The 19,533-nt window shown below is 40.8% G+C and carries 19 protein-coding genes; 16 read left to right on the forward strand and 3 right to left on the reverse strand.

All coding sequences use genetic code 11. From position 1 onward, the window contains the following. Nucleotides 1–28: 28 nt before the first annotated feature. From CYP26_RS07265 to pta, 3 genes are read right to left on the reverse strand one after another with little or no spacing between them, the layout of a single operon-like run. Nucleotides 29–1,093: a tyrosine-type recombinase/integrase gene (locus tag CYP26_RS07265; protein WP_103630915.1), complete on the reverse strand. Its 1,065-nt coding sequence runs from the start codon at nt 1,091–1,093 to the stop codon at nt 29–31. Between the two features lie 2 nt (nt 1,094–1,095). After that, on the reverse strand, nt 1,096–2,289 hold the full coding sequence (locus CYP26_RS07270; RefSeq protein WP_103612058.1) for an acetate kinase: 1,194 nt from the start codon (nt 2,287–2,289) through the stop codon (nt 1,096–1,098). A gap of 1 nt (nt 2,290) precedes the next feature. Further along, on the reverse strand, nt 2,291–3,658 hold the full coding sequence (gene pta / locus CYP26_RS07275; protein ID WP_103630916.1) for a phosphate acetyltransferase: 1,368 nt from the start codon (nt 3,656–3,658) through the stop codon (nt 2,291–2,293). 66 nt (nt 3,659–3,724) lie between these two features. On the opposite strand from pta, the gene flgH reads away from it, so the two are divergent. The 16 genes from flgH (at nt 3,725) to CYP26_RS07360 (ending at nt 19,501) form a co-directional block, all read left to right on the forward strand. Beyond that, on the forward strand, nt 3,725–4,432 hold the full coding sequence (gene flgH / locus CYP26_RS07280; protein WP_002940928.1) for a flagellar basal body L-ring protein FlgH: 708 nt from the start codon (nt 3,725–3,727) through the stop codon (nt 4,430–4,432). Between the two features lie 341 nt (nt 4,433–4,773). Next, nucleotides 4,774–5,919, forward strand: coding sequence for a hydrogenase small subunit (locus tag CYP26_RS07285; protein ID WP_103630917.1), 1,146 nt, complete (start codon nt 4,774–4,776; stop codon nt 5,917–5,919). Between the two features lie 9 nt (nt 5,920–5,928). Next, the gene (locus CYP26_RS07290) at nt 5,929–7,647 is read left to right on the forward strand and encodes a nickel-dependent hydrogenase large subunit (RefSeq protein WP_103630918.1); all 1,719 of its coding nucleotides are present in this window, start codon (nt 5,929–5,931) and stop codon (nt 7,645–7,647) included. Nucleotides 7,648–7,656: 9 nt separating this feature from the next. Beyond that, nucleotides 7,657–8,337, forward strand: a complete 681-nt coding sequence (gene cybH, locus CYP26_RS07295) for a Ni/Fe-hydrogenase, b-type cytochrome subunit (protein ID WP_021085813.1) — start codon at nt 7,657–7,659, stop codon at nt 8,335–8,337. Next, nucleotides 8,337–8,879, forward strand: coding sequence for a HyaD/HybD family hydrogenase maturation endopeptidase (locus tag CYP26_RS07300; protein WP_021093168.1), 543 nt, complete (start codon nt 8,337–8,339; stop codon nt 8,877–8,879). The genes cybH and CYP26_RS07300 overlap by 1 nt, the downstream gene beginning before the upstream one ends. Next, nucleotides 8,876–10,348 carry a hypothetical protein gene (locus tag CYP26_RS07305; protein WP_103630919.1) on the forward strand — a complete coding sequence of 491 codons (1,473 nt, stop codon included), beginning with the start codon at nt 8,876–8,878 and terminating at the stop codon, nt 10,346–10,348. The genes CYP26_RS07300 and CYP26_RS07305 overlap by 4 nt, the downstream gene beginning before the upstream one ends. After that, complete coding sequence (gene hypF, locus CYP26_RS07310; RefSeq protein WP_103630920.1) at nt 10,332–12,557, forward strand: carbamoyltransferase HypF; 2,226 nt, start codon at nt 10,332–10,334, stop codon at nt 12,555–12,557. The genes CYP26_RS07305 and hypF overlap by 17 nt, the downstream gene beginning before the upstream one ends. Before the next feature lie 45 nt (nt 12,558–12,602). Continuing rightward, on the forward strand, nt 12,603–13,016 hold the full coding sequence (gene nikR, locus CYP26_RS07315) for a nickel-responsive transcriptional regulator NikR (protein WP_009293882.1): 414 nt from the start codon (nt 12,603–12,605) through the stop codon (nt 13,014–13,016). A 375-nt stretch (nt 13,017–13,391) separates the two neighbouring features. Then, nucleotides 13,392–14,654: a DUF2157 domain-containing protein gene (locus CYP26_RS07325; protein ID WP_103630922.1), complete on the forward strand. Its 1,263-nt coding sequence runs from the start codon at nt 13,392–13,394 to the stop codon at nt 14,652–14,654. Beyond that, entirely contained in the window at nt 14,651–15,283 is a 633-nt protein-coding gene (locus CYP26_RS07330) for a GDYXXLXY domain-containing protein (protein ID WP_103630923.1), read from the forward strand. Before CYP26_RS07325 ends, CYP26_RS07330 begins: the two co-directional genes overlap by 4 nt. Nucleotides 15,284–15,406: 123 nt before the next feature. Further along, a complete protein-coding gene (gene hypB / locus CYP26_RS07335) occupies nt 15,407–16,219 on the forward strand; it encodes a hydrogenase nickel incorporation protein HypB (protein ID WP_103630924.1) in 813 nt (270 codons plus the stop codon). Beyond that, on the forward strand, nt 16,219–16,458 hold the full coding sequence (locus CYP26_RS07340) for a HypC/HybG/HupF family hydrogenase formation chaperone (protein ID WP_103630925.1): 240 nt from the start codon (nt 16,219–16,221) through the stop codon (nt 16,456–16,458). The genes hypB and CYP26_RS07340 overlap by 1 nt, the downstream gene beginning before the upstream one ends. After that, complete coding sequence (gene hypD / locus CYP26_RS07345; RefSeq protein ID WP_103630926.1) at nt 16,458–17,546, forward strand: hydrogenase formation protein HypD; 1,089 nt, start codon at nt 16,458–16,460, stop codon at nt 17,544–17,546. Before CYP26_RS07340 ends, hypD begins: the two co-directional genes overlap by 1 nt. Nucleotides 17,547–17,554: 8 nt before the next feature. Continuing rightward, nucleotides 17,555–18,547 carry a hydrogenase expression/formation protein HypE gene (gene hypE / locus CYP26_RS07350; RefSeq protein WP_103630927.1) on the forward strand — a complete coding sequence of 331 codons (993 nt, stop codon included), beginning with the start codon at nt 17,555–17,557 and terminating at the stop codon, nt 18,545–18,547. Continuing rightward, the gene (gene hypA, locus CYP26_RS07355) at nt 18,547–18,888 is read left to right on the forward strand and encodes a hydrogenase maturation nickel metallochaperone HypA (protein WP_021085840.1); all 342 of its coding nucleotides are present in this window, start codon (nt 18,547–18,549) and stop codon (nt 18,886–18,888) included. The genes hypE and hypA overlap by 1 nt, the downstream gene beginning before the upstream one ends. A 49-nt stretch (nt 18,889–18,937) precedes the next feature. Next, nucleotides 18,938–19,501, forward strand: a complete 564-nt coding sequence (locus CYP26_RS07360; protein ID WP_103630928.1) for an ATPase — start codon at nt 18,938–18,940, stop codon at nt 19,499–19,501. Nucleotides 19,502–19,533 lie beyond the last annotated feature (32 nt).

Genomic DNA, 19,533 nt, shown 5'->3' on the forward strand with positions numbered 1-19,533 from the left:
CTATTAATGCATAAAATTTGATTTAAATTTACTCATTTGCCAGATCCTCAGCCACTTTTGCAGCGAGTTTTAGCTTGTCACTATCAAAGTGTGTGTAAATTCGTGAGGTATTTAGGCTTGCATGCCCAAGAGCTTCTTGCACTAGCACAAGGTCTTTTTGCTTTTTATAAAGCATAGTTGCAAATGTGTGGCGTAGCATGTGAGCGCCATTTTTCTCTTTTCTGATGCCAGCTTTAAATAAAATTTGCTCCACGATACGGCTAACATAAGCCTGTGTGAGCCTTGTGCCTTTTTTATTTATAAAAAGGTAGCCCTCTTTGTTGATGTAGTTTATGGCGATTGCGTTTAGATGAGCTTCGATTAGGTGGCGCTTTATCATAACGATGCGGTATTTGTTACCTTTGCCACGAATTCTAATGATAAAAAGATCGCCATCTTCAGTGATATCTTTTCTCTTTAAATTTAGCGCCTCGCTCACACGAATTCCAGTAAAGATAATGACCTTGATGATGAGCTTGTTGCGGTTTGAGTTTTGCTTAAAGTCGCTTTCCTCGATCGCTTCAAGAAATTTCTTGACCTCCTCTTCGCCCATAAATTCAGGCAACTTTTGCCCTTTGTTGCCACTAACGCCGCCCCAGTTTTTTAAATTTATATCAAAAACATGAGCCTTGCCGTCCTCTTCGTTTTGTTTATCAAGAAATGCAAAGAAATTTATCACTGAAATTCTATAGTTTTTCTTGCTCGCATCACTTAGTCCGCCAGTTGTGCTAGCTAGTATTTCACTTAGTAGCTCTTCATCTATCTGCTTTAGGCTGCTAAGCTCATAAAATTTCATCGTCTCATATATCTTTTTAAGCGGGTTAAAGTAGGTATTTATGCCAGTTAGACCTGCATTTCTAGCACTTTTTACCAGCCCATCAAGCTGCTCTATGTTTTTTATCTCGCGGCTTAGGGAGAAATTTACACTTGCAAGCGCTTTTGGATCTCTTAGCTCCTTGTTTGAAAGCGAACTAAGTTTAAATTTGACATATCTTGTGAGCCAAAATATAAATGAGCTCTCAAAACTATCTTTGCAATCAAGTGGAAATTTCATGCTTAAAGCGTTCTCTCTTTTATCACTCTGGCTGTCTCTATGGCGATCTCAAGCTCTTCGTTGGTTGGTATGATGAGCGTTTTTATCTTGGCGCCTTCTTCATCTATGCACCTCTCGCCTCGCATGTCTTTGAAATTTAGCTCGTGGTTGATGTGAATGCCAAGATGCTTTAGATCATCACAAATTTTTTGCCTTGTATTTGGCGCATTTTCGCCGATACCGCCAGTAAATATGAGCGCATCAACACGCCCTAAAATGGCGTAGTATGAGCCGATATACTTTTTCACTCGGTAGCAAAACATCTCAAACGCAAGCTTTGCGCGCTCGTCGTTTTGCATCTTGGCTACGACCTCTCTCATGTCGCTTGAGCCACAAATTCCAAAAAGTCCGCTCTTTTTGTTTAAGAAGTTATCGATCTCGTTCCACTTTAAAACGCCGATATTTAGCAGATAGATGACCACGGCTGGGTCCATATCGCCGCTTCTTGTGCCCATTATGAGCCCTTCAAGCGGACTAAGTCCCATCGAAGTGTCGATACTTTTGCCATTTTGCACCGCGCAAGCTGAGGCGCCGTTGCCTAAGTGAAGCGAGATAGCGTTAAATTTATCAAACTCTATGCCAAGCATTTTTGCCGCTTGCTTGCAGACATATCTGTGTGAAGTGCCGTGAAAGCCGTATTTTCTGATGTGGTGAGTCTTACAAACATCGTAGGGTAGGGCATAGCGGTAGGCGTACTCTGGCATGCTTTGATGAAACACAGTATCAAAAACGACCACGTGAGGCACGTTTTTGCTCTCTTTCATCGCGTTTTTGATGCCAGCAAGGTGCCCTGGGTTGTGAAGAGGGGCAAGAGGGCTTATCTCCTCGATCTTTTTGATGACGCTCTCATCAACGATCATCGAGCTAAAAAAGCTCTCGCCACCATGCACTATCCTGTGTCCGATGCCGTCAAGCTCGCTTAGATCGTGCAGCGTATGCGAGGTGGTAAAGAGTTCGTTCATCGCTTCAAGTCCGTCGTGGTGGTCTTTTATAAAGCGTTTTATCTCATAAACTTCGCCATTTGCCTTTAGCACCGCTCTTGAGCTAGAGCTGCCGATTTGTTCGACTAGACCGCTTGCTAGGCTTGTTTTTGTCTGCATTTCAAAAAGTTGAAATTTTATCGAGCTGCTACCTGAGTTTAAAACTAAAATTCTCATATCACTCTCCTGCTTGTATCGCGCTTATTAAGATGGTATTTACCACGTCTTCGACGAGGCAGCCGCGGCTTAGGTCATTTACTGGCTTTTTTAGCCCTTGAAGTATCGGACCCACTGCTAGGGCGTTTGCGCTTCGCTGAACTGCCTTGTAGCAGATGTTTCCGCAGTTTAAATTTGGAAATATAAAGACATTTGCCTGCCCAGCAACATCGGAATTTGGCATCTTTTTGCTAGCCACGCTTAGATCAACCGCCGCGTCAAACTGAATGGGTGCTGCGATCTTTAAATTTGCATCAAGCTCGCTCGCCTTTTTGGCAGCCTCTTTTACAAACTCCACATCAGCCCCGCTTCCGCTATCAGCTGTTGAGTAGCTTAGCATAGCGATCTTTGGGTTAAGCCCAAAGGCACTTGCCGTTTGAGCGCTACTTAGCGTGATGCTAGCTAGCTCATCGCTGCTTGGATTTGGCGTGACGGCGCAGTCTGCAAAGAGTAAAATTTCCTCTTCAAGCGCCATGAAAAATGCCCCGCTTACCACACTTACATTTGGCTTTGTTTTTATGATCTGAAGGGCTGGGCGGATAGTATCAGCCGTGCTCATCGTAGCGCCACTTACCAAAGCATCTGCTATGCCTTCATGTATTAGCATCGTGGCAAAGTAAATTTTATCTTTTGCAAGCGCATTTGCCTTGGCTTCGTCCACGCCTTTGTGCTTTCTTAGCTCATAAATTTTCTTTGCAAATTCATCTGTTAGCTCATTTTGTGCTGGGTTTAGCACTTTGGCTTTGCTTAAATTTAGCCCCAAAGTGGCTGCTTTTTTTGAAATTTCGCTCTCAAGTCCAAGCAAGATGATATTTGCTGCACCTTTTTCTAGCACGATGTGAGCTGCTTTTAAAATTCTCTCATCATCACTTTCAGGCAAAACGACGGTCTTGTTTGCCGTTTTGGCTCTTTTTAGAAGCAAACTTTGAAATTTAAATGGCGTGATGATCTCGGCTTTGTAGCTTAAAATTTCATCAAATTTATCAGCTATTAGAAGCTTTGAGTTTAAATTTAGTGCCCTTAGCTCGTTTGCGTTTTCATCAAAGACTGGAGCGTTTAAATTTCTAGCTAGCTTTAAATTTAGCTCGCTCTTGCCAAAGACGCTAAAGCCCTCACAGCCAACGACTATGACGAAGTCGCTTTTTGCCTTTAACTCTTCAAATTTATCTATAAATTTTAAAAAAAACTCCTTTTCATTTAAATTTATTAGATTTTTTTTGTCGTTTTCATCCGGAGTTATCTTAAAGATCTCAACTTTTTTGAATTTTGTAGCTATAATTTCCTGCAAATATGCTAGATTTTTGTCTGAAAAAATGTAACAACTTTTCATTTGTGACCTTTTTGGGAACTTAAATTGCTTAATCTTAGCACAAAGATACTTATTTTAAGGCATTTTATGAACTATAAAAAGATTTGGCTCGTCACATTTGCGGGCATTTTTTATACAGGTTGCACCCCAAGTGCAGATCCTCACATCAATATGAAACCTCCAGTTTATGTCGAGCAACTCCCTTCAAAAGATAGTGGCAGCGGTCAAAGTAATGCTGGCAGCCTCTTTGGCAAGGGCGAAAATCCACTATTTTCAGATAGAAAGGCGATGAATGTAAATGACATCGTAACCATCGTCATCTCAGAAAATGCAAGTCAAATTTCAAGCGGCAGCAAAAGCACCAATAAAGATAGCACCATTTCGCTTGGCGGAGGCGTTTTCACAGCTGGAGCTGCACCGCTCTCAACCGTGGCTGATAATCTAAATAAATACGGCGACATCGGCTTTAAAGCAGGTGGCGGCAATAAATTTACAGGTAGTGGCACTAGCAATAGAAGCGAGAAATTTACCGCGACAATCTCAGCTAGGATCATCAAGATCTTAAACAACGGAAACTATTTCATCGAGGGCAGCCGCGAGCTACTCATAAACGGCGAAAAGCAGATCATGCAAGTAAGTGGCGTCATCAGACCTTACGACATCTCGCAAAACAACGAAATCGACTCAAAATACATAGCTGATGCCAAAATTTTGTATAAAACTGAGGGCGAGCTAGACAAATCAACCAAAAAACCTTGGGGCACAAGGCTTATGGAGGCTATCTGGCCATTTTAATGCAAATTTAAAAGCCTAAATTTAACCCATTTAGGCTTTTTGTAATTTTTACCTTAAATTTCACTCTTCTTAAAAACACTAAATTATTTTTAAAATTATTAAAAATTTAATTGATATTTACTTTCAGAAAAATAGAATTTTCGCCATATCATTTCTCAAAATAGGATAAATTCTCACTAAATATTATTTTATAGCATATTTTAAAGATATTGATAAAAGCCATTTAAAATTTTATTATTAAAATTTGTTTAAATATAACTACTAATATTATAAAATAATTTTACTCTTTTTAAAACAAAGATACTATACATATAAAACAAATTTCTAACGAAGGAGCTTATATGAACAATGACTTGCGTCAAAAGATCAATAGACGCTTAAGCGAACTTAGTGCATTGCCTAAGATGAAAAATGACACTAGTATTGCGCAGCTTTTAAAAGATAAGGGCTTTACTAGGCGTGATTTTATGAAGTGGACTGGTGCGATGACAGCTTTTATGGCATTGCCAAGTGCGATGACGCCGATGGTTGCTCGCGCTGCTGAGCTAAGCGATAGGCTCCCAGTGATATGGCTTCACATGGCAGAATGCACTGGCTGTAGCGAGGGCTTGCTAAGAACTGACGCTCCAAGCATAGATAGCCTTATATTCGACTACATAAGCCTTGAATACCACGAAACTATCATGGCGGCTGCTGGCTGGCAAGCTGAAGAAAATTTAGAGCATGCGATAGAAAAATATAAGGGCAGATACATCCTACTAGTTGAGGGCGGCGTCCCAACAGGAGCTACTGAGCACTTTTTAACAGTTGGACCTCACGGCACAAGCGGCAAAACTCACGCTGTAAATGCCTCTGCTAATGCAGCTGCTATCTTTGCCATTGGCACCTGTTCTAGCTTTGGCGGTATCCAAGCAGCTAAGCCAAATCCAACAAATTCAGTCGGTCTTTCAAAGGTGACTGATAAGCCCGTCATAAACGTGCCAGGCTGTCCTCCAAGCGAGAAAAACATCGTTGGCAACGTACTTCACTACTTGCTATTTGGCACTTTGCCTGCACTTGATGTTTATAACAGACCAAAATGGGCTTATGGCTTAAGAATTCACGATCTTTGCGAGAGACGTGGTCACTTTGATGCAGGCGAATTTGTCCAAAGCTTTGGCGACGAGGGCGCAAAAAATGGCTACTGCTTATACAAAGTAGGCTGCAAAGGTCCATATACATTTAATAACTGCTCACGCGAGAGATTTAATCAGCACACATCATGGCCAGTTCAGGCAGGTCACGGCTGTATAGGTTGCTCGGAGCCAGACTTCTGGGATACTATGGGGCCGTTTGAAGAGCCTATGGCTGATAGACTATTTGACACTGTTTTAGGGCTTGGCGCTGATAATGTAAGCGATAAAATAGGCATTGGTATTTTAGCTCTAGCTGGTATTGGTATAGCGGCTCACGCTGCACTAGCTTGTATGAGTAAAGATAAAGAATAAGGCGAAAAAATGAGTGAAAAAAGAATAGTAATAGACCCTATAACACGTATCGAAGGGCACTTAAGAATAGAAGTCGTAGTCGATGAAAACAACGTTGTAAAAGAGGCTTACTCTGGCTCAACTCTTTGGAGGGGCTTAGAGCAGATAGTAAAAAACAGAGACCCAAGAGATGCTGGCTTTTTCATGCAAAGAATTTGCGGCGTTTGCACATATTCACACTACCGAGCAGGCATAGTCGCAGTTGAGGACGCCCTTGGCATCAAGCCTCCGCTAAATGCTGAGCTAACTAGAACGCTTATGAATGCAGCTTTATATCTTCACGATCATATCGTGCACTTTTATCAGCTTCACGGCATGGACTGGGCAGACGTCGTCTCTGCATTAAGTGCTGATGTACATAAGGCTAGCGAAGAGGCGTTTAAATATACAAACACGCCGTTTGCCACGGGAGCAGATAAACTAAAAGAGGTAAAAGAGAGAGTTGAAGCCTTTGTTAAAAAGGGCAACCTTGGACCATTTGCCAACGCATACTGGGGACATAGCACATATAAATTTACTCCTGAGCAAAACTTAATCGTCCTCTCTCACTACCTTGAGTGCCTAAGAATTCAAAGAACAGCAGCTCAGATGATGGCTATCTTTGGTGCGAAAAACCCACACCCACAAAGTCTAACAGTTGGCGGCGTGACCTGTGTGATGGACCTTATGGATCCAGCTAGAATGGGCGAATATATGAGTAAATTTGCCGAGATAAAAGAATTTGTAGATAGAGCTTACTATCCAGATATTTTGATGGCTGCTAAGGCTTATGCAAACGAGCCAAGCGTTTTAAACGACGTTGGCGTATCAAATTTATTCTGCTATGATGAATTTTTAGTGGGCAAAAACGATCATCTATTTAAAGGTGGCATTATCTTAAATGGTGATATTAGCAAGGTTTATGATATCGACGAAAATAAAATCACAGAAGAGGCGACAAGATCTTGGTATAAAAATGACAAAGCGCTTCACCCTTATGACGGCGAGACAGAGGCAAACTATACTGGTCTTGTTGATGGCGAGAGCATAGACGGCGAGGGCAAGCTAGCTCACAGCAAACTTTTTGACACAAAGGGTAAATATAGCTGGATCAAAGCGCCAAGATATGATGGCATGCCTATGCAAGTAGGACCGATCGCAAGCATCGTCATAAACTACGCTAAAGGCAACGAGAGAGTTAAAAAGATAGTTGATGAGTTCTTATCAAAGAGTGGCTTGCCACTAAGTGCAGTCTTTTCAACTCTAGGCAGAACCGCTGCTCGTATGCTTGAGGCAAAAGTGGTCGCAGAGCATATAATGGACGCATTTAATGCCTTGATCGAAAATTTAAAGACAGATCAAGAGACTTGCACAAAATATGTAATAGATAACAAAAAAGAATATAAAGGAAATTTTCAAGGCAACGCTCCAAGAGGCGCCCTTAGCCACTGGTGCCGCATAAAAGATGGCGTCATCTCAAACTGGCAAGCAGTCGTGCCAAGCACTTGGAACGCCTCTCCAAAAGACGCCAAAGGTCAAATGGGAAGCTACGAGGCGTGCTTAGTTGGTTTAAAGATCGCTGATCTTTCAAAACCACTTGAGATAATACGAAAAATTCACTCTTACGACCCTTGCATCGCGTGTGCCGTGCATGTTATGGACACGAAGGGAAATGATTTGAGTACTTATAAGATAAATCCAAATTTGTAAGGAGAAAAGATGTCACATAAAAATCCTGACAGGATCAGCGAATACGAATTCTCCATCGGCGTTAGGCTGACACACTGGATTAGATTTATAGCTATCACGCTTTTGGTTGTGAGCGGCTACTACATCTCTTATGTTTTTATGAGTCCAGAGATCACGAGCGAGCCTACAAATTTCATGCAAGCAAAGTGGCGTTTGGCACACCAGGTCGCTGGCTTTGTGCTAATAGCGGTATTTATCTTTAAATTCTATCTATTTGTCTTTGACAAACACAGCAAAAAAGAGTGGATGAGCGTGCTTGACTTTTTAAGTCCAAAAGTTTGGATAGCGCAGATAAAGTACTACATCTTTATGGGACCGCACCCGCATTTAAGGGGTGTTTATAACCCATTGCAGTTTGCCTCATACTTTTTCTTTTACGTCATCTTAGCGCTCATTTGCCTAACTGGTCTAGTGCTTTACGCTCACGTTTATCACAATGGACTTGGCGGAGCGATCTACGAGCCAGCGAGATACTTTGAAGAGCTTATGGGCGGACTAGCAAATGTTAGAACGATACATAGAATTTGCATGTGGATCATCATGATATTTGTGCCAATTCACGTTTATATGGCGATATTTAACGCCGTTAAAGGCAAAAATGGAGCGATGGACGCCATTGTTAGTGGCTATAAATTTGTAAAAGAACACTGATGAGAGTGCTAGTTCTTGGCATCGGCAACGTTATGTTTGCTGATGAGGGCATAGGTGTTCATTTTGTAAATTTGATGGCTAAAAACTATAAATTTACAAGCTCTAAAAACGAGCTCACTCTAATGGACGGGGGCACTTTAGCCCTCGCTCTAACTCACATTATAAGCGAATTTGACTATCTTATCGTCGTTGATTGCATTAGCGCAAATGGCGCAAGCGTGGGCGATGTTTATTTTTTCGACTTTCTAAACGTACCAAATTTTATCAGCTGGGACGGCTCGGCTCACGAGATAGAGATGCTTCAAACCCTTCATCTAATGGAGCTTGCAGGCGACAGACCGACAACTAAAATCTTAGGCATCGTGCCTAGCCGCATAGAATCATCAAATTTTAGCCTCTCAGATGAAGTGATAAAAGCTTCTAACATCCTAGAAAAAACGCTACTTGAACACTTAAAAGAGCTTGATTTTAAGTGCGAAAAGGTGGCAAATTTCACCCTAAACGACACCCTCGATGACTACGCCAAAAAAGGTTTAAAATGATACTTGCTTTTAAATTTGACTGCTTTAAAGACCCGGCCTTTTTGGCGCCATTTCTAAGCTCATTAGCTAAAGATCTTAAGCACTCTATAAGCTGCAAAGATGATCAAATTTGCCTAAAGGTAAGTGGCTCTGCCAATGAGCTTAGCGCCCTAGCAGACAGAGCTAGCGTCATCTTGCCTTATAGCCTTTATATAAAACATAGCGAGGTCGATGTGGCAGATGAGCTTGACGAAGCAAATGAGCTAAAAGAGATAAAATTTAGCACGCTTAGCCCATCTCAGGCAGCGGCATTTTTGGCTAATGGCAAGGCTATTTTAAATGAAAGTAGCACGCTTGCTTTGAGTAAATTTGATGGTGAGATAACGCTTGATAATTTTAATGAAAAGCTAAAAACCTGTCTAAATTTACTAAAAAATGGTAAGAGCGTTTGCATAGAGCAAGATGAAAATTTATATGAAATTTCTCTTGGGGTAAATTTTGATGCAAATTTCTTGATGCCTGTAAATTTAAAGCAGCTACCTAAAATTTTTATAGCTGGTGATAGGGTGCAGATCGCGCTTGCTAGCTTTGAAAAGCCACTTTTGGCACTAAAAACGACAGCTATTTATAGGCAAAACCACGAGGGCGCACCGCTATTTTTTGACGTGATGGCGCCAAATGACCTTTTTCTTTACGCTGTTTGCGAGCAACTAAATAGAGAAAATTTTAGTTTTTTAAGCGTTTCTGTAAAGGAGCAAAAAAACGCTCTTTCAAGGCTTGCTTTGCTTGAAAACAGCGCACTTTTAAGCCCGTTTTTTTACATAAAAGATGAGAAATTTGAGCTTAGCTATTTGGGCGAGGTGGCTTTGGGGCTAAAATTTAGCAAATTTAGCGATGATGAAATTTGCCTGCTTTCAAAATCAAGCAAAACGCAGCTTCTCTTTTTGCCTAAATTTAGTAGCTTTGAAGAAATTTATGAACTTATAAGAGCTGAGGATGGTGGCGAAAGACTACTTGAAAACTTCAGCAAAGAGCGCGACTTGCCAAGTGGTAAATTTAGCTCAAACGCTAGCTTTTTCTCGCTATTTTGCATAGCTGGACGCTTGATTGGCACAAGCAGTGACTTTAAAAAAGCAGGGGAGAATTTGCTCCTTATGGCAGCTGATTTTAGCGGCCAAAAAGGCGTTAGGATCGATTATAAAATGAAAGATGACTTTGGTTTAGACGGGGTTAAGTTTGTAAAAAGTATCATTTCATTTATCCTTGCTGGCGCTGGAGAGAAGAATATCAGCTTTGGTTGCACCGAGTCTTTGGCGCATTTTTTGAGCGATTTTAGCTATGAAAAACGAGATAAATTTAACATCAAAAATGTTACTTTAAGCGGGGATTTATTTTATAATAAGGTAGTTAGCAACTTGATAAAAAAGCACCTAAACCCAAATATAAAAACAAATTTTGACCCCGGATTTGGCATTGAGATCAAGCTTTAGATATGAGATCAAAGGCTTAGTTCAAGGCGTTGGTTTTAGACCTTTTGTCTATACTTTGGCGCATAAATTTGCCCTTGTTGGTGAAATTTACAACGATGACGAGGGCGTGAAGCTAAATTTTAGTGGCGAAGAGACCAGCTTTTTGGCTTTTGAAAAAGAGCTTTATGAGAAGCTGCCAGCCCTTGCTAGGATCGATGAGCTAAAGAAATTTAAGATAGATCAAATTTATGAAAAGCTTGAGATCATCGCCTCAAAAAGCGCCACCAAACAAGCGCCTATCTTGCCTGATTACGCACTTTGTGATGACTGCTTGCGTGAGTTTTATGACCCAACAAATCCACGCTACAAATATCCATTTATAAACTGCACCAACTGCGGACCGAGATTTTCCATCATCAAAGCATTGCCCTATGATAGGGTAAATACGACGATGAATGAGTTTAAGATGTGCGAATTTTGCGAGAGTGAATACAAAGACCCGCTTAATCGCCGCTACCACGCAGAGCCGATCTCTTGCCCAAACTGCGGACCAAAGCTCTATTTAAAAGATAAATTTGGCAAAGTCTTGGCTAGCGAGAACGAAGCAGCCAAAGAGGCAGCTAGGCTCATAAACGAGGGCAAAATTTTAGCCATTAAAGGGCTAGGCGGCTTTCATCTAGTTTGCGACGCGACAAATGAAGCAGCAGTTTGTGAGCTAAGAGCCAGAAAGCACCGCCCAAGCAAGCCCTTTGCTCTAATGAGTAAAAATTTACAAAACGCTAGAGAGATAGCGCAAATTTCAGAGGCAGAGGCTAGGCTTCTTAGCTCAAATTTAAAGCCAATCGTCTTGCTTGAAGCAAAAAATGGCTCAAATATCGCAAAAAGCGTCGCTCCAAATTTAAACAAGCTTGGCGTTATGCTCGCATTTAGTGGCATACATCTTTTGCTTTTTGAGCACTTAGAACACGACATCATCGCAACTAGCGCAAACATCTCAGGCGAGGTTGTGATAAAAGATGAGAGCGAGCTAAGAGAAAAACTAGGCGATGTCATAGACTTTTACCTTGATCACGACCGCGAAATTTACTCACCAAGTGACGACAGTATCGCATTTTGCGTTGGAGATGAAGTGATTTTTACAAGGACAAGTCGTGGGCTAAATCCAAATTTTATCCATACAAATTTCAAGCAAAAAGGGACATTTTTAGCCCTTGGAGCGGAGCTAAAAAGCTCGTTTTGCATCTATAAAGACGGACTTTTGATGCTTAGCCCATATATCGGCGACCTAAAAAACGTGGCGACTTTTGATAGATTTAAGGACATTTTCACCCTTTTTGAAACGACTTATGATCTAAAAATAGACAAGGTCATAGCCGATCTGCATCCAAATTTTTTAAATACAAAATGGGCAAAAGAGCAGGGCTTTGAGCTAGTTCATCTGCAGCATCACTACGCACATCTGCTAAGTGTGATCTTTGAAAATGATTTGCCAGACAAAGAGTATCTTGGCTTTTGTTTTGACGGCACTGGATACGGAGAAGACGGCAAAATTTGGGGTGGCGAGGTCTTTAGGGTTGATAAAAAGAGTTACGAGAGAGTTTATCACTTTGATGAATTTAGCTTATTTGGTGGCGAAAATAGCATAAAAAATATCTATCTCATCGCTTATTCTATTATTTTGAAGTATCAGCTTGAGGACGAGGGGCATAAATTTTTAGTAAATTTTGATGAAAAGGTGCTTAGAAATTTCAAGATGATGGAGCAAAAGGGGCTAAATTTAGTAAAAACTAGCTCTGTTGGTAGGATATTTGACGCATTTGGTGCGATAATATGTGGCATTTTTCACTCGAGTTTTGAGGGCGAGAGTGGCATGAGGCTTGAGGCGCTTTATGATAAAAATTTAGATGCGTGTTACAAATTTAGTCTAAATGACGGAGTTATCAGCTTTAGAGATGCCTTTAAAAGTGCGCTAAAAGATGAGCCAAGAGTGGCTGCAACGGCATTTATAAATGGCATGGCTGATATTATTTTTGAAATTTCTAAAAGTGAGAAAAAAGAGATTTTGCTAAGTGGTGGAGTTTTTCAAAATAAGACTTTGCTTGAGCTTATTTACAAAAAATTTACTAAATCAAATTTGAAATTTTATATCAATAAGAAATTCTGCAGTAACGATTCTAACGTAAATTTAGGGCAAATTTATTATTATTTATCCACATTTTCTAATAAGTGATGTATAATGATTATAAACGGTAATCAAACGAGAAAGGAGCAAAAAATGGATAGTGTTATACGTTTTAGTGTTTCTTTGCCTAGTCAATTACTAGACGAACTGGATAGAAAAGTTAGCGAACAAGGCTACGCTTCTAGGAGTGAATTTACAAGGGATTTGATCCGTGAAAAGATCGTAAGCGACAGCTGGAAGGACGCTAACGAGGAGTTGATTGGGGTTTTGACGCTCATTTATGTGCATCATCACAACGATTTGGTGAATAAAAAAATGGATATCGAGCATGACTCTGATGTGAAGATCATCTGCACAAATCACGTCCATGTCGATCACCACAACTGCTTAGAAACGATCTCGATAAGAGGTGAGGCTAGCAAGATAGAGCGCTTTGCTGATAGGATTGCTGGCTTAAAGGGTGTTAAGTTTTCTAAACTTACAAAGGCCGCTGTACCTAAATTTTAAGCTAAAAGCTTTTTTGGCTCTTAAATTTGGTTTTTTTGTAAATAGCTAGCAGTGCTCTTGGCTGCGGAGCTTGTCTTATTTTGTCTTTTTGTTAGTTTTTGGCAGTTTTTGGCAGTTTTTGTGATCCATTTTTGCAAATTTATAGCAGGGTTTTGCTGCGATTTTCGTACTTGCCTTCTATTTTTTTTGTGGCGAAAGTTTGATGACCGTTTGTTTTTTACTTGGGTTTTGGCTAAAGCTAAATTTGCAAAAGCCCGCCCAAGTTTTTTTGGCTTTTTAAATTTCTCCCTTTTTTGCTTTATTTTTGTTCTAGCATTTTTGGCGCTTGTATGCTATCATTAGCCACAAAAAAATGTCATTTAAAGAGAATGAAAGATGAATTTTTACAATAGAAATTTTCTAGCCAAAGAGCTAGATCGCTGGCAAAAAGAGGATGTGGTCGATAAGGCCACCGCTTTAAAGATAGCAAATTTATATGATATAGATATAAACGCTCATAGCGAGAAGACTAGCTTTATCTTAAAGTTGGTTGCCTATCTCTTTTTCGCGCTGGCATTTTTTACCCTAGTTGGAGCTTACTGGGAGGAGATACCAAGGATGGGGCGCCTTGTCATCATCTTTGGCGTGCTTGCTCTTTTAAATTTTGGTGGGGTTTATTATCTCAAAAAGGGCAAAGACAAGCTTGGTACGGCTACGCTCTTTTTGGGAAATTTCTGCTACGGCGCAGCCATAGCGCTTATCGCTCAAATTTATAATATTAGCGACGAGCCAAGTGGCGGAGTTTTGCTCTGGAGCATTGGAGCGTTTGCGCTCTCTTTTGCTAGCAAAAAGGCTTTACTGGTGGCTCAAAGCCTTGTTTTTGCGACGATCTGGTTTGTTTTAAAGGGCACGGGCGGCGAGTTTGCTTATGAATTTATCGTCTTTATAGCCCTTGGTGCCTACATGCTTTATAAAAGTGACTCTATTTTTCTTGCTACCATGCTTCTAGCAGATATATTTTTCTACATCGTTTCGCTTTGCGCTAGGATCAGCGGGTTTAATGAATTTTATGGCTATGATCTTATGTTTAGAGCGCCGATGGCTGCTACTTTATCGCTCTCATACGCGCTTTTACTTGTCGCGCTCTTTAGCCCGTTAGTTAGCTTTAGAGATAGGCTGGCGCACCTTGTAAAAGGCTTTGGCAAGTATCTTGGCATCATTATCTTGATCGTTTGCTTGATAGCTTATGCAAATGGCGACATCTACGAGCTAGAAGAAGATAAATTTTGGTTTGCAAAAGCATTTTTTTATAGCAGTTTTGGCAAGGTTTTTGCCGTATTTAGCATCGCTAGCATTGCGCTATTTTTCAAAGAGAAAAACAAAAGCGGCCTACTTCTTGGCTTGATACTCTTTGCGTTGCCATTTGTCTTTAGCTTAGGCGTGGGATATGCAAATATCTTCTTCTCGCTAGCAAATATCATCGTTGCAGCCGTGCTTATCAAAAATGGCGAGCTTGCACTTGGACTATGCATGATATTCTTAGTTGCGGTGGTTAGATACTTTGAGCTAATAGGCGATTATTTAGGGGCTACGGCGCTATTTATTATCTTTGCCTTCGTCGTGCTCGCAGTTGCTGCTAAAAAAGGAGGCAAAAAATGAAGATAAGATCGCTAATACTAGCCATAATTTTTCAAATTTTACTAATAATTGCGATGCTCGCATACGCGCTCATGCCACTTTATCTTGGAAAAGAGATAAAAGTGAGGGTAAATCTTTATGATCCAAGGGATCTCTTTCGCGGAAACTACGTGAGCTTGAGCTATGACTTTTCAAATCTGCAGCAGTCTAAATTTGATGAAAAAACTGGCGTTGAGATATATATATATGATAGAAATTTCTCAAAAAATGATGAAATTTACGCCATTTTAAAGCAAGATGCGAATGCCACTTACGCTTTTGATAAATTTAGCTTTACTAAGCCAAAAGATGCTCTTTTCTTAGCTGGTAAATTTGATGGATACTCATTTGTAAAATATGGCATTGAAGAGTTTTACATGCCAACTAAAAAGGCAAAGCAAACTGAGCGAGAGATGATGGATCAAGATGTGGATGCTTTTGCTGTTTTGATGGTGATGGATGATGGCAGAGCGAGGCTAAAAGATCTCATCATCACGCCAAATGGCAAAAAAAGAAATAGCGATGAAAATTTTGATGAAAATAGCTACACAGATGATAACGAGAGCCTTGAAGAGCTAGATAAAAACACAAGCTTGCAAGATCAAAGGTAAATTTAAAGGTTAATTAAAAAACGGGTTAATTTATCTCATTTGCATAAAATGCCTTTAAATTTTAATTTTATTTTTAAATTTAAGCGTTAAAATCTCTAAAAATTAATAAAAAAGGATAATAAAATGTGTAAAGATTGCGGTTGTTCAATGGGTAATCACGCCCACACTCACACTCACGCTGATGGCACCACTCACTCACACCCACACACTCACGATGGGCATACAGATCACGCTCATGACGCACACGAGCATAGTCACGAGGCTCACGCACACCCTGTGCTAAATGAGAGCAAAACCATAGACGTTATAGAAAAAATTCTATCTGAAAACGACAAAGAGGCCACTCATAACAGAGCGCATCTTGATGAGAAAAAGATACTTTGTGTAAATTTGATGAGCAGTCCAGGCGCTGGCAAGACTACGCTTTTAGAGGCTACGATAAAGGCTGGCAAATTTAAAATAGGCGTTGTCGAGGGCGATTTAGAGACCAACCAAGATGCCGACCGCATAGTAAAAGCTGGCGCAAAAGCTCATCAGATAAGCACAGGTCAGACCTGCCATTTAGACGCTTTTATGGTGCATGAGGGGCTTCATCACCTGCCACTAAACGAGCTTGATCTAGTCTTTATAGAAAATGTTGGAAATTTAGTTTGCCCTGCAAGTTACGACGTTGGCTCGCACTTTAACGCTGTGCTTCTTTCAGTACCAGAGGGCGATGATAAGGTGAGCAAATATCCAGTGATGTTTAGGGCAGCTGACGTGCTTTTGATCACAAAAGCTTCGCTTGCGCCGCACTTTGACTTTGATATCGAGCGAGTGAAAAATGACGCTAGAAAGCTAAATCCAAAGGTTGATATCTTTGTAGTAGATAGCAAAACAGGCGAGGGCATCGATAAATGGATAAGTTATTTGGAATTTAAAAAAGAGCTAAGATAATGTGCCTCTCGATCCCTTCAAAAGTAATAGAAATAGACAAAAACAACGTTGCTACCGTTGAGACTCTGGGCGTTACTAGAAAGGTAAGCCTAGATCTCATCTCTGAAGAGGTAAAAGTTGGCGAATACGTGCTAATCCACGTTGGATACGCTATGCAAAAGATTGATACGCAGTTTGCGCTTGAGAGCTTGGAGGTCTATCAAAAGATCGCTGAAGATATGGACGCGGGGAAAATTTGATGGATCTTATCAATGACTTTCGCGATAAAAATTTAATCCTTGCCCTTTCAAAACTCATACAAAAAGAGAGCGTAAAACCGCTAAATATCATGGAAATTTGCGGTGGCCACACGCATAGCATTATGAAATTTGCACTGCCAAGCTTAGTCGGAGAGCATATAAATTTCGTCCACGGCCCAGGCTGTCCGGTCTGTGTGATGCCAAAGAGCCGCATAGATGAGGCCTGTAAGCTTGCTAGTATGGATAATGTGATCTTTTGCACGCTAGCTGACATGCTAAGAGTGCCTGGCTCAAAGACAAGCTTGCAAAAGCTTCGTGGCGAGGGGCATGATATAAGGGCACTTTACACGCCACTTGATGCGCTAAATTTAGCCCAGCAAAACCCAGACAAAAAGGTCATATTTTTTGCCATTGGCTTTGAGACGACGACGCCGATGAGCGCAAATTTAGTTGAAAAAGTGGTACAAGAGGGCATTAAAAATTTATACTTTCATATAAATCACGTAACCGTCCCAGCTCCAGTTAGAGCGATAATGAGCGATGAAAACGTAAGAATAGACGCATTTTTGGGGCCAAGCCACGTGAGCGTCATCACTGGAAGCAAAATTTATAAAGAGCTAGCAGATGAGTTTAAAAGACCGATCGCCATTAGCGGTTTTGAGCCGCTTGATATCATGGCAAGTGTGCTAAATTTAGTCCGTCAGCAAAACGCAGGCACTTATGAAGTCTATAACGAGTACGCAAGGGCGGTCAAAGAAGAGGGCAACTTAAGAGCAAAAGAGCTCATAGCTAAGTATTTTGAGCCGTGCGACTTTGTCTGGAGAGGCCTTGGCGAGATAGCACAAAGTGGCATGAAACTAAAAGATGAGTTTGCCTACCTTGATGCTAGAGTGCAGTTTGACTGCAGTGTAGAGAGTACTGGCGAGAGCAAGGCTTGCATTTGCGGGCAAATTTTAAGAGGGCTGGCAAAGCCGACTGACTGTAAGGTCTTTGGCAAGGTTTGCAACCCGCAAAACCCGCTAGGATCGTGCATGGTCTCAGGCGAGGGCGCTTGTGCAGCATATTTTAAATACGCAAGAGTTGGTTAAGGAATTTAATGAAAAAGATAATGCTAAGCCACGGCGGCGGCGGCGAGGAGATGAACTCGCTTATAAATGAGACGATATTTAAAATTTTTGATAATGAAATTTTAAGGCAGAGCAACGACTCAGCGATACTAAATTTAAACGGAAAGATCGCATTTAGCTCCGATAGCTTTGTGGTAACTCCCATTTTTTTTAATGGCGGCGACATCGGCAAGATCGCAGCTTGTGGCACTATAAACGACCTAGCGATGGTTGGAGCAATCGCAAAATACCTAAGCTGCTCGCTCATCATCGAAGAGGGGCTTAGCATAGAGGAGCTTGAAAAGGTGCTTGGCTCACTTGCAAAAACATGCAAAGAGAGCGGTGTGAGCGTTGTTTGTGGCGATACGAAGGTCGTGCCAAAGGGCAAATGCGACAAAATTTTTATAAACACAGCAGGCATCGGCGAGATAGTTTGCGAGGGCGTGGAGCTTAAAAATTTAAAAGCAGGGGCAAAAATTTTAATCTCTGGAGATGTTGGCAGACACGGCGGCGTGGTGCTAGCAGCAAGAGAAGAATTTGAGCTTGGGCTTGATCTAAAAAGTGACTGCAAGAGCCTAAAAGAGGTTGTTTTAAAGCTACTTAGCGCTGGTATAAAGCCACAAACCATGCGTGATGCGACTAGGGGCGGACTAAGTGCGGTGCTAAATGAGTGGGCTAAATTTAGCAAATTTGACATCTTGGTTTTTGAAGAAAATATCAAGGTGGCAGACGAAGTGATGGGCGTTTGTGAGCTCTTTGGTTTTGAGCCTTATGAGCTTGCAAATGAGGGCACTTTTGTGATGGCTGTTGATGAGAGCCAGGCTGAGGACGCGCTTAAAATTTTAAGAGAATTTGATCAAAATGCGATGATAATAGGCGAGGTTTTGCAGGCAAAAAACGAGCGCGTCATCATCGAAAACGCCTATAAATCAAGAAGATTTCTCGAGCCGCCAAAGGGCGAGCTACTACCAAGGATCTGCTAATGCACGAGCTTAGTATCGTTCAAAATTTAGTTAGCCTTTGCGAGAAAAATGCCGCTAAAGAAAATGCCAAAGAGATAAGCAAGATCGAGATAAAAGTTGGTCGTTTAAGCGGAGTGGAGCCACACTATTTGCAGAGTGCCTTTGATGTTTATAAGGCTGGCACGATCTGTGAAAATGCCGAGCTTGTGATAAATTTACAAGGCATTGTGGTCGAGTGCTTGGATTGTGGATTTGGCGGGGAGCTTAGCGAAAATGACTTTACTTGCCCAAAGTGCAAAAGTCAAAATTTAAAGGTGACTGACGGCGAGGATATGTATCTAATGCGCCTTGAGATGAAGTAAAATTTTACGTATTATAATGCGTAAAATTTTATGAATTTATTGATTTTTTATGGATAGTGTTAAATTTTTCTCAATCAAACGCCTAAAGAGCTATAAAAACGAGCAAGAGCATAAAAAGAACTTTTTGCTAGTACAGGCATTAGCTCCAAAACTTGGTATTTTAGAAATTGCCACTAGAAATTTAGCTTTTAAGGCTTTAGTGGATAATAACAAGGTAGATATTTTAAGCTCTTTTGGCGGCTACTTTAAGCTAGATGATCTCTTTGTCTCAAAGCAAACTTTTGGATTTTGGGCAAAAATCATCGATGAAGCCAAAATCCACAATGATATCGTCAATCTTGATAAGCTTGATTTTAAAAAGTATTCTAAATTTAACCGCAAAAATAAACTTTTAAACTATCAAAAAGTAAAGATTTTATATGACCTTGCTGTTAAAATTCGAAACCGAGCATTTCATTTTGAAAATCTTTATAAGCTAAATAACGATCAAACGCCGAGAATTTCAACTCGTGTTGGTAAAACTTTAGTAGGCATTGATCCGCAAATGTTAGAAGATTTTATTAATGATGCGTTGTTTTGTTTTGATGAGGATCTGGCAAGATACTTAGAATGAGTGGCGGATAATAAGCTCCGCCGTGAACTTCG

Origin of the sequence: Campylobacter concisus (assembly GCF_002913225.1) — a bacterium.
GTDB classification, from domain to species: Bacteria; Campylobacterota; Campylobacteria; order Campylobacterales; family Campylobacteraceae; genus Campylobacter_A; species Campylobacter_A concisus_J.

Coding starts and splice junctions, on each gene's coding strand:
- CYP26_RS07265 (WP_103630915.1), bottom strand. CDS start 1,093: ATGAAATTTCCACTTGATTGCAAAGATAGTTTTGAGAGCTCATTTATA.
- CYP26_RS07270 (WP_103612058.1), bottom strand. CDS start 2,289: ATGAGAATTTTAGTTTTAAACTCAGGTAGCAGCTCGATAAAATTTCAA.
- pta (WP_103630916.1), bottom strand. CDS start 3,658: ATGAAAAGTTGTTACATTTTTTCAGACAAAAATCTAGCATATTTGCAG.
- flgH (WP_002940928.1), top strand. CDS start 3,725: ATGAACTATAAAAAGATTTGGCTCGTCACATTTGCGGGCATTTTTTAT.
- CYP26_RS07285 (WP_103630917.1), top strand. CDS start 4,774: ATGAACAATGACTTGCGTCAAAAGATCAATAGACGCTTAAGCGAACTT.
- CYP26_RS07290 (WP_103630918.1), top strand. CDS start 5,929: ATGAGTGAAAAAAGAATAGTAATAGACCCTATAACACGTATCGAAGGG.
- cybH (WP_021085813.1), top strand. CDS start 7,657: ATGTCACATAAAAATCCTGACAGGATCAGCGAATACGAATTCTCCATC.
- CYP26_RS07300 (WP_021093168.1), top strand. CDS start 8,337: ATGAGAGTGCTAGTTCTTGGCATCGGCAACGTTATGTTTGCTGATGAG.
- CYP26_RS07305 (WP_103630919.1), top strand. CDS start 8,876: ATGATACTTGCTTTTAAATTTGACTGCTTTAAAGACCCGGCCTTTTTG.
- nikR (WP_009293882.1), top strand. CDS start 12,603: ATGGATAGTGTTATACGTTTTAGTGTTTCTTTGCCTAGTCAATTACTA.
- CYP26_RS07325 (WP_103630922.1), top strand. CDS start 13,392: ATGAATTTTTACAATAGAAATTTTCTAGCCAAAGAGCTAGATCGCTGG.
- CYP26_RS07330 (WP_103630923.1), top strand. CDS start 14,651: ATGAAGATAAGATCGCTAATACTAGCCATAATTTTTCAAATTTTACTA.
- hypB (WP_103630924.1), top strand. CDS start 15,407: ATGTGTAAAGATTGCGGTTGTTCAATGGGTAATCACGCCCACACTCAC.
- CYP26_RS07340 (WP_103630925.1), top strand. CDS start 16,219: ATGTGCCTCTCGATCCCTTCAAAAGTAATAGAAATAGACAAAAACAAC.
- hypD (WP_103630926.1), top strand. CDS start 16,458: ATGGATCTTATCAATGACTTTCGCGATAAAAATTTAATCCTTGCCCTT.
- hypE (WP_103630927.1), top strand. CDS start 17,555: ATGAAAAAGATAATGCTAAGCCACGGCGGCGGCGGCGAGGAGATGAAC.
- hypA (WP_021085840.1), top strand. CDS start 18,547: ATGCACGAGCTTAGTATCGTTCAAAATTTAGTTAGCCTTTGCGAGAAA.
- CYP26_RS07360 (WP_103630928.1), top strand. CDS start 18,938: ATGGATAGTGTTAAATTTTTCTCAATCAAACGCCTAAAGAGCTATAAA.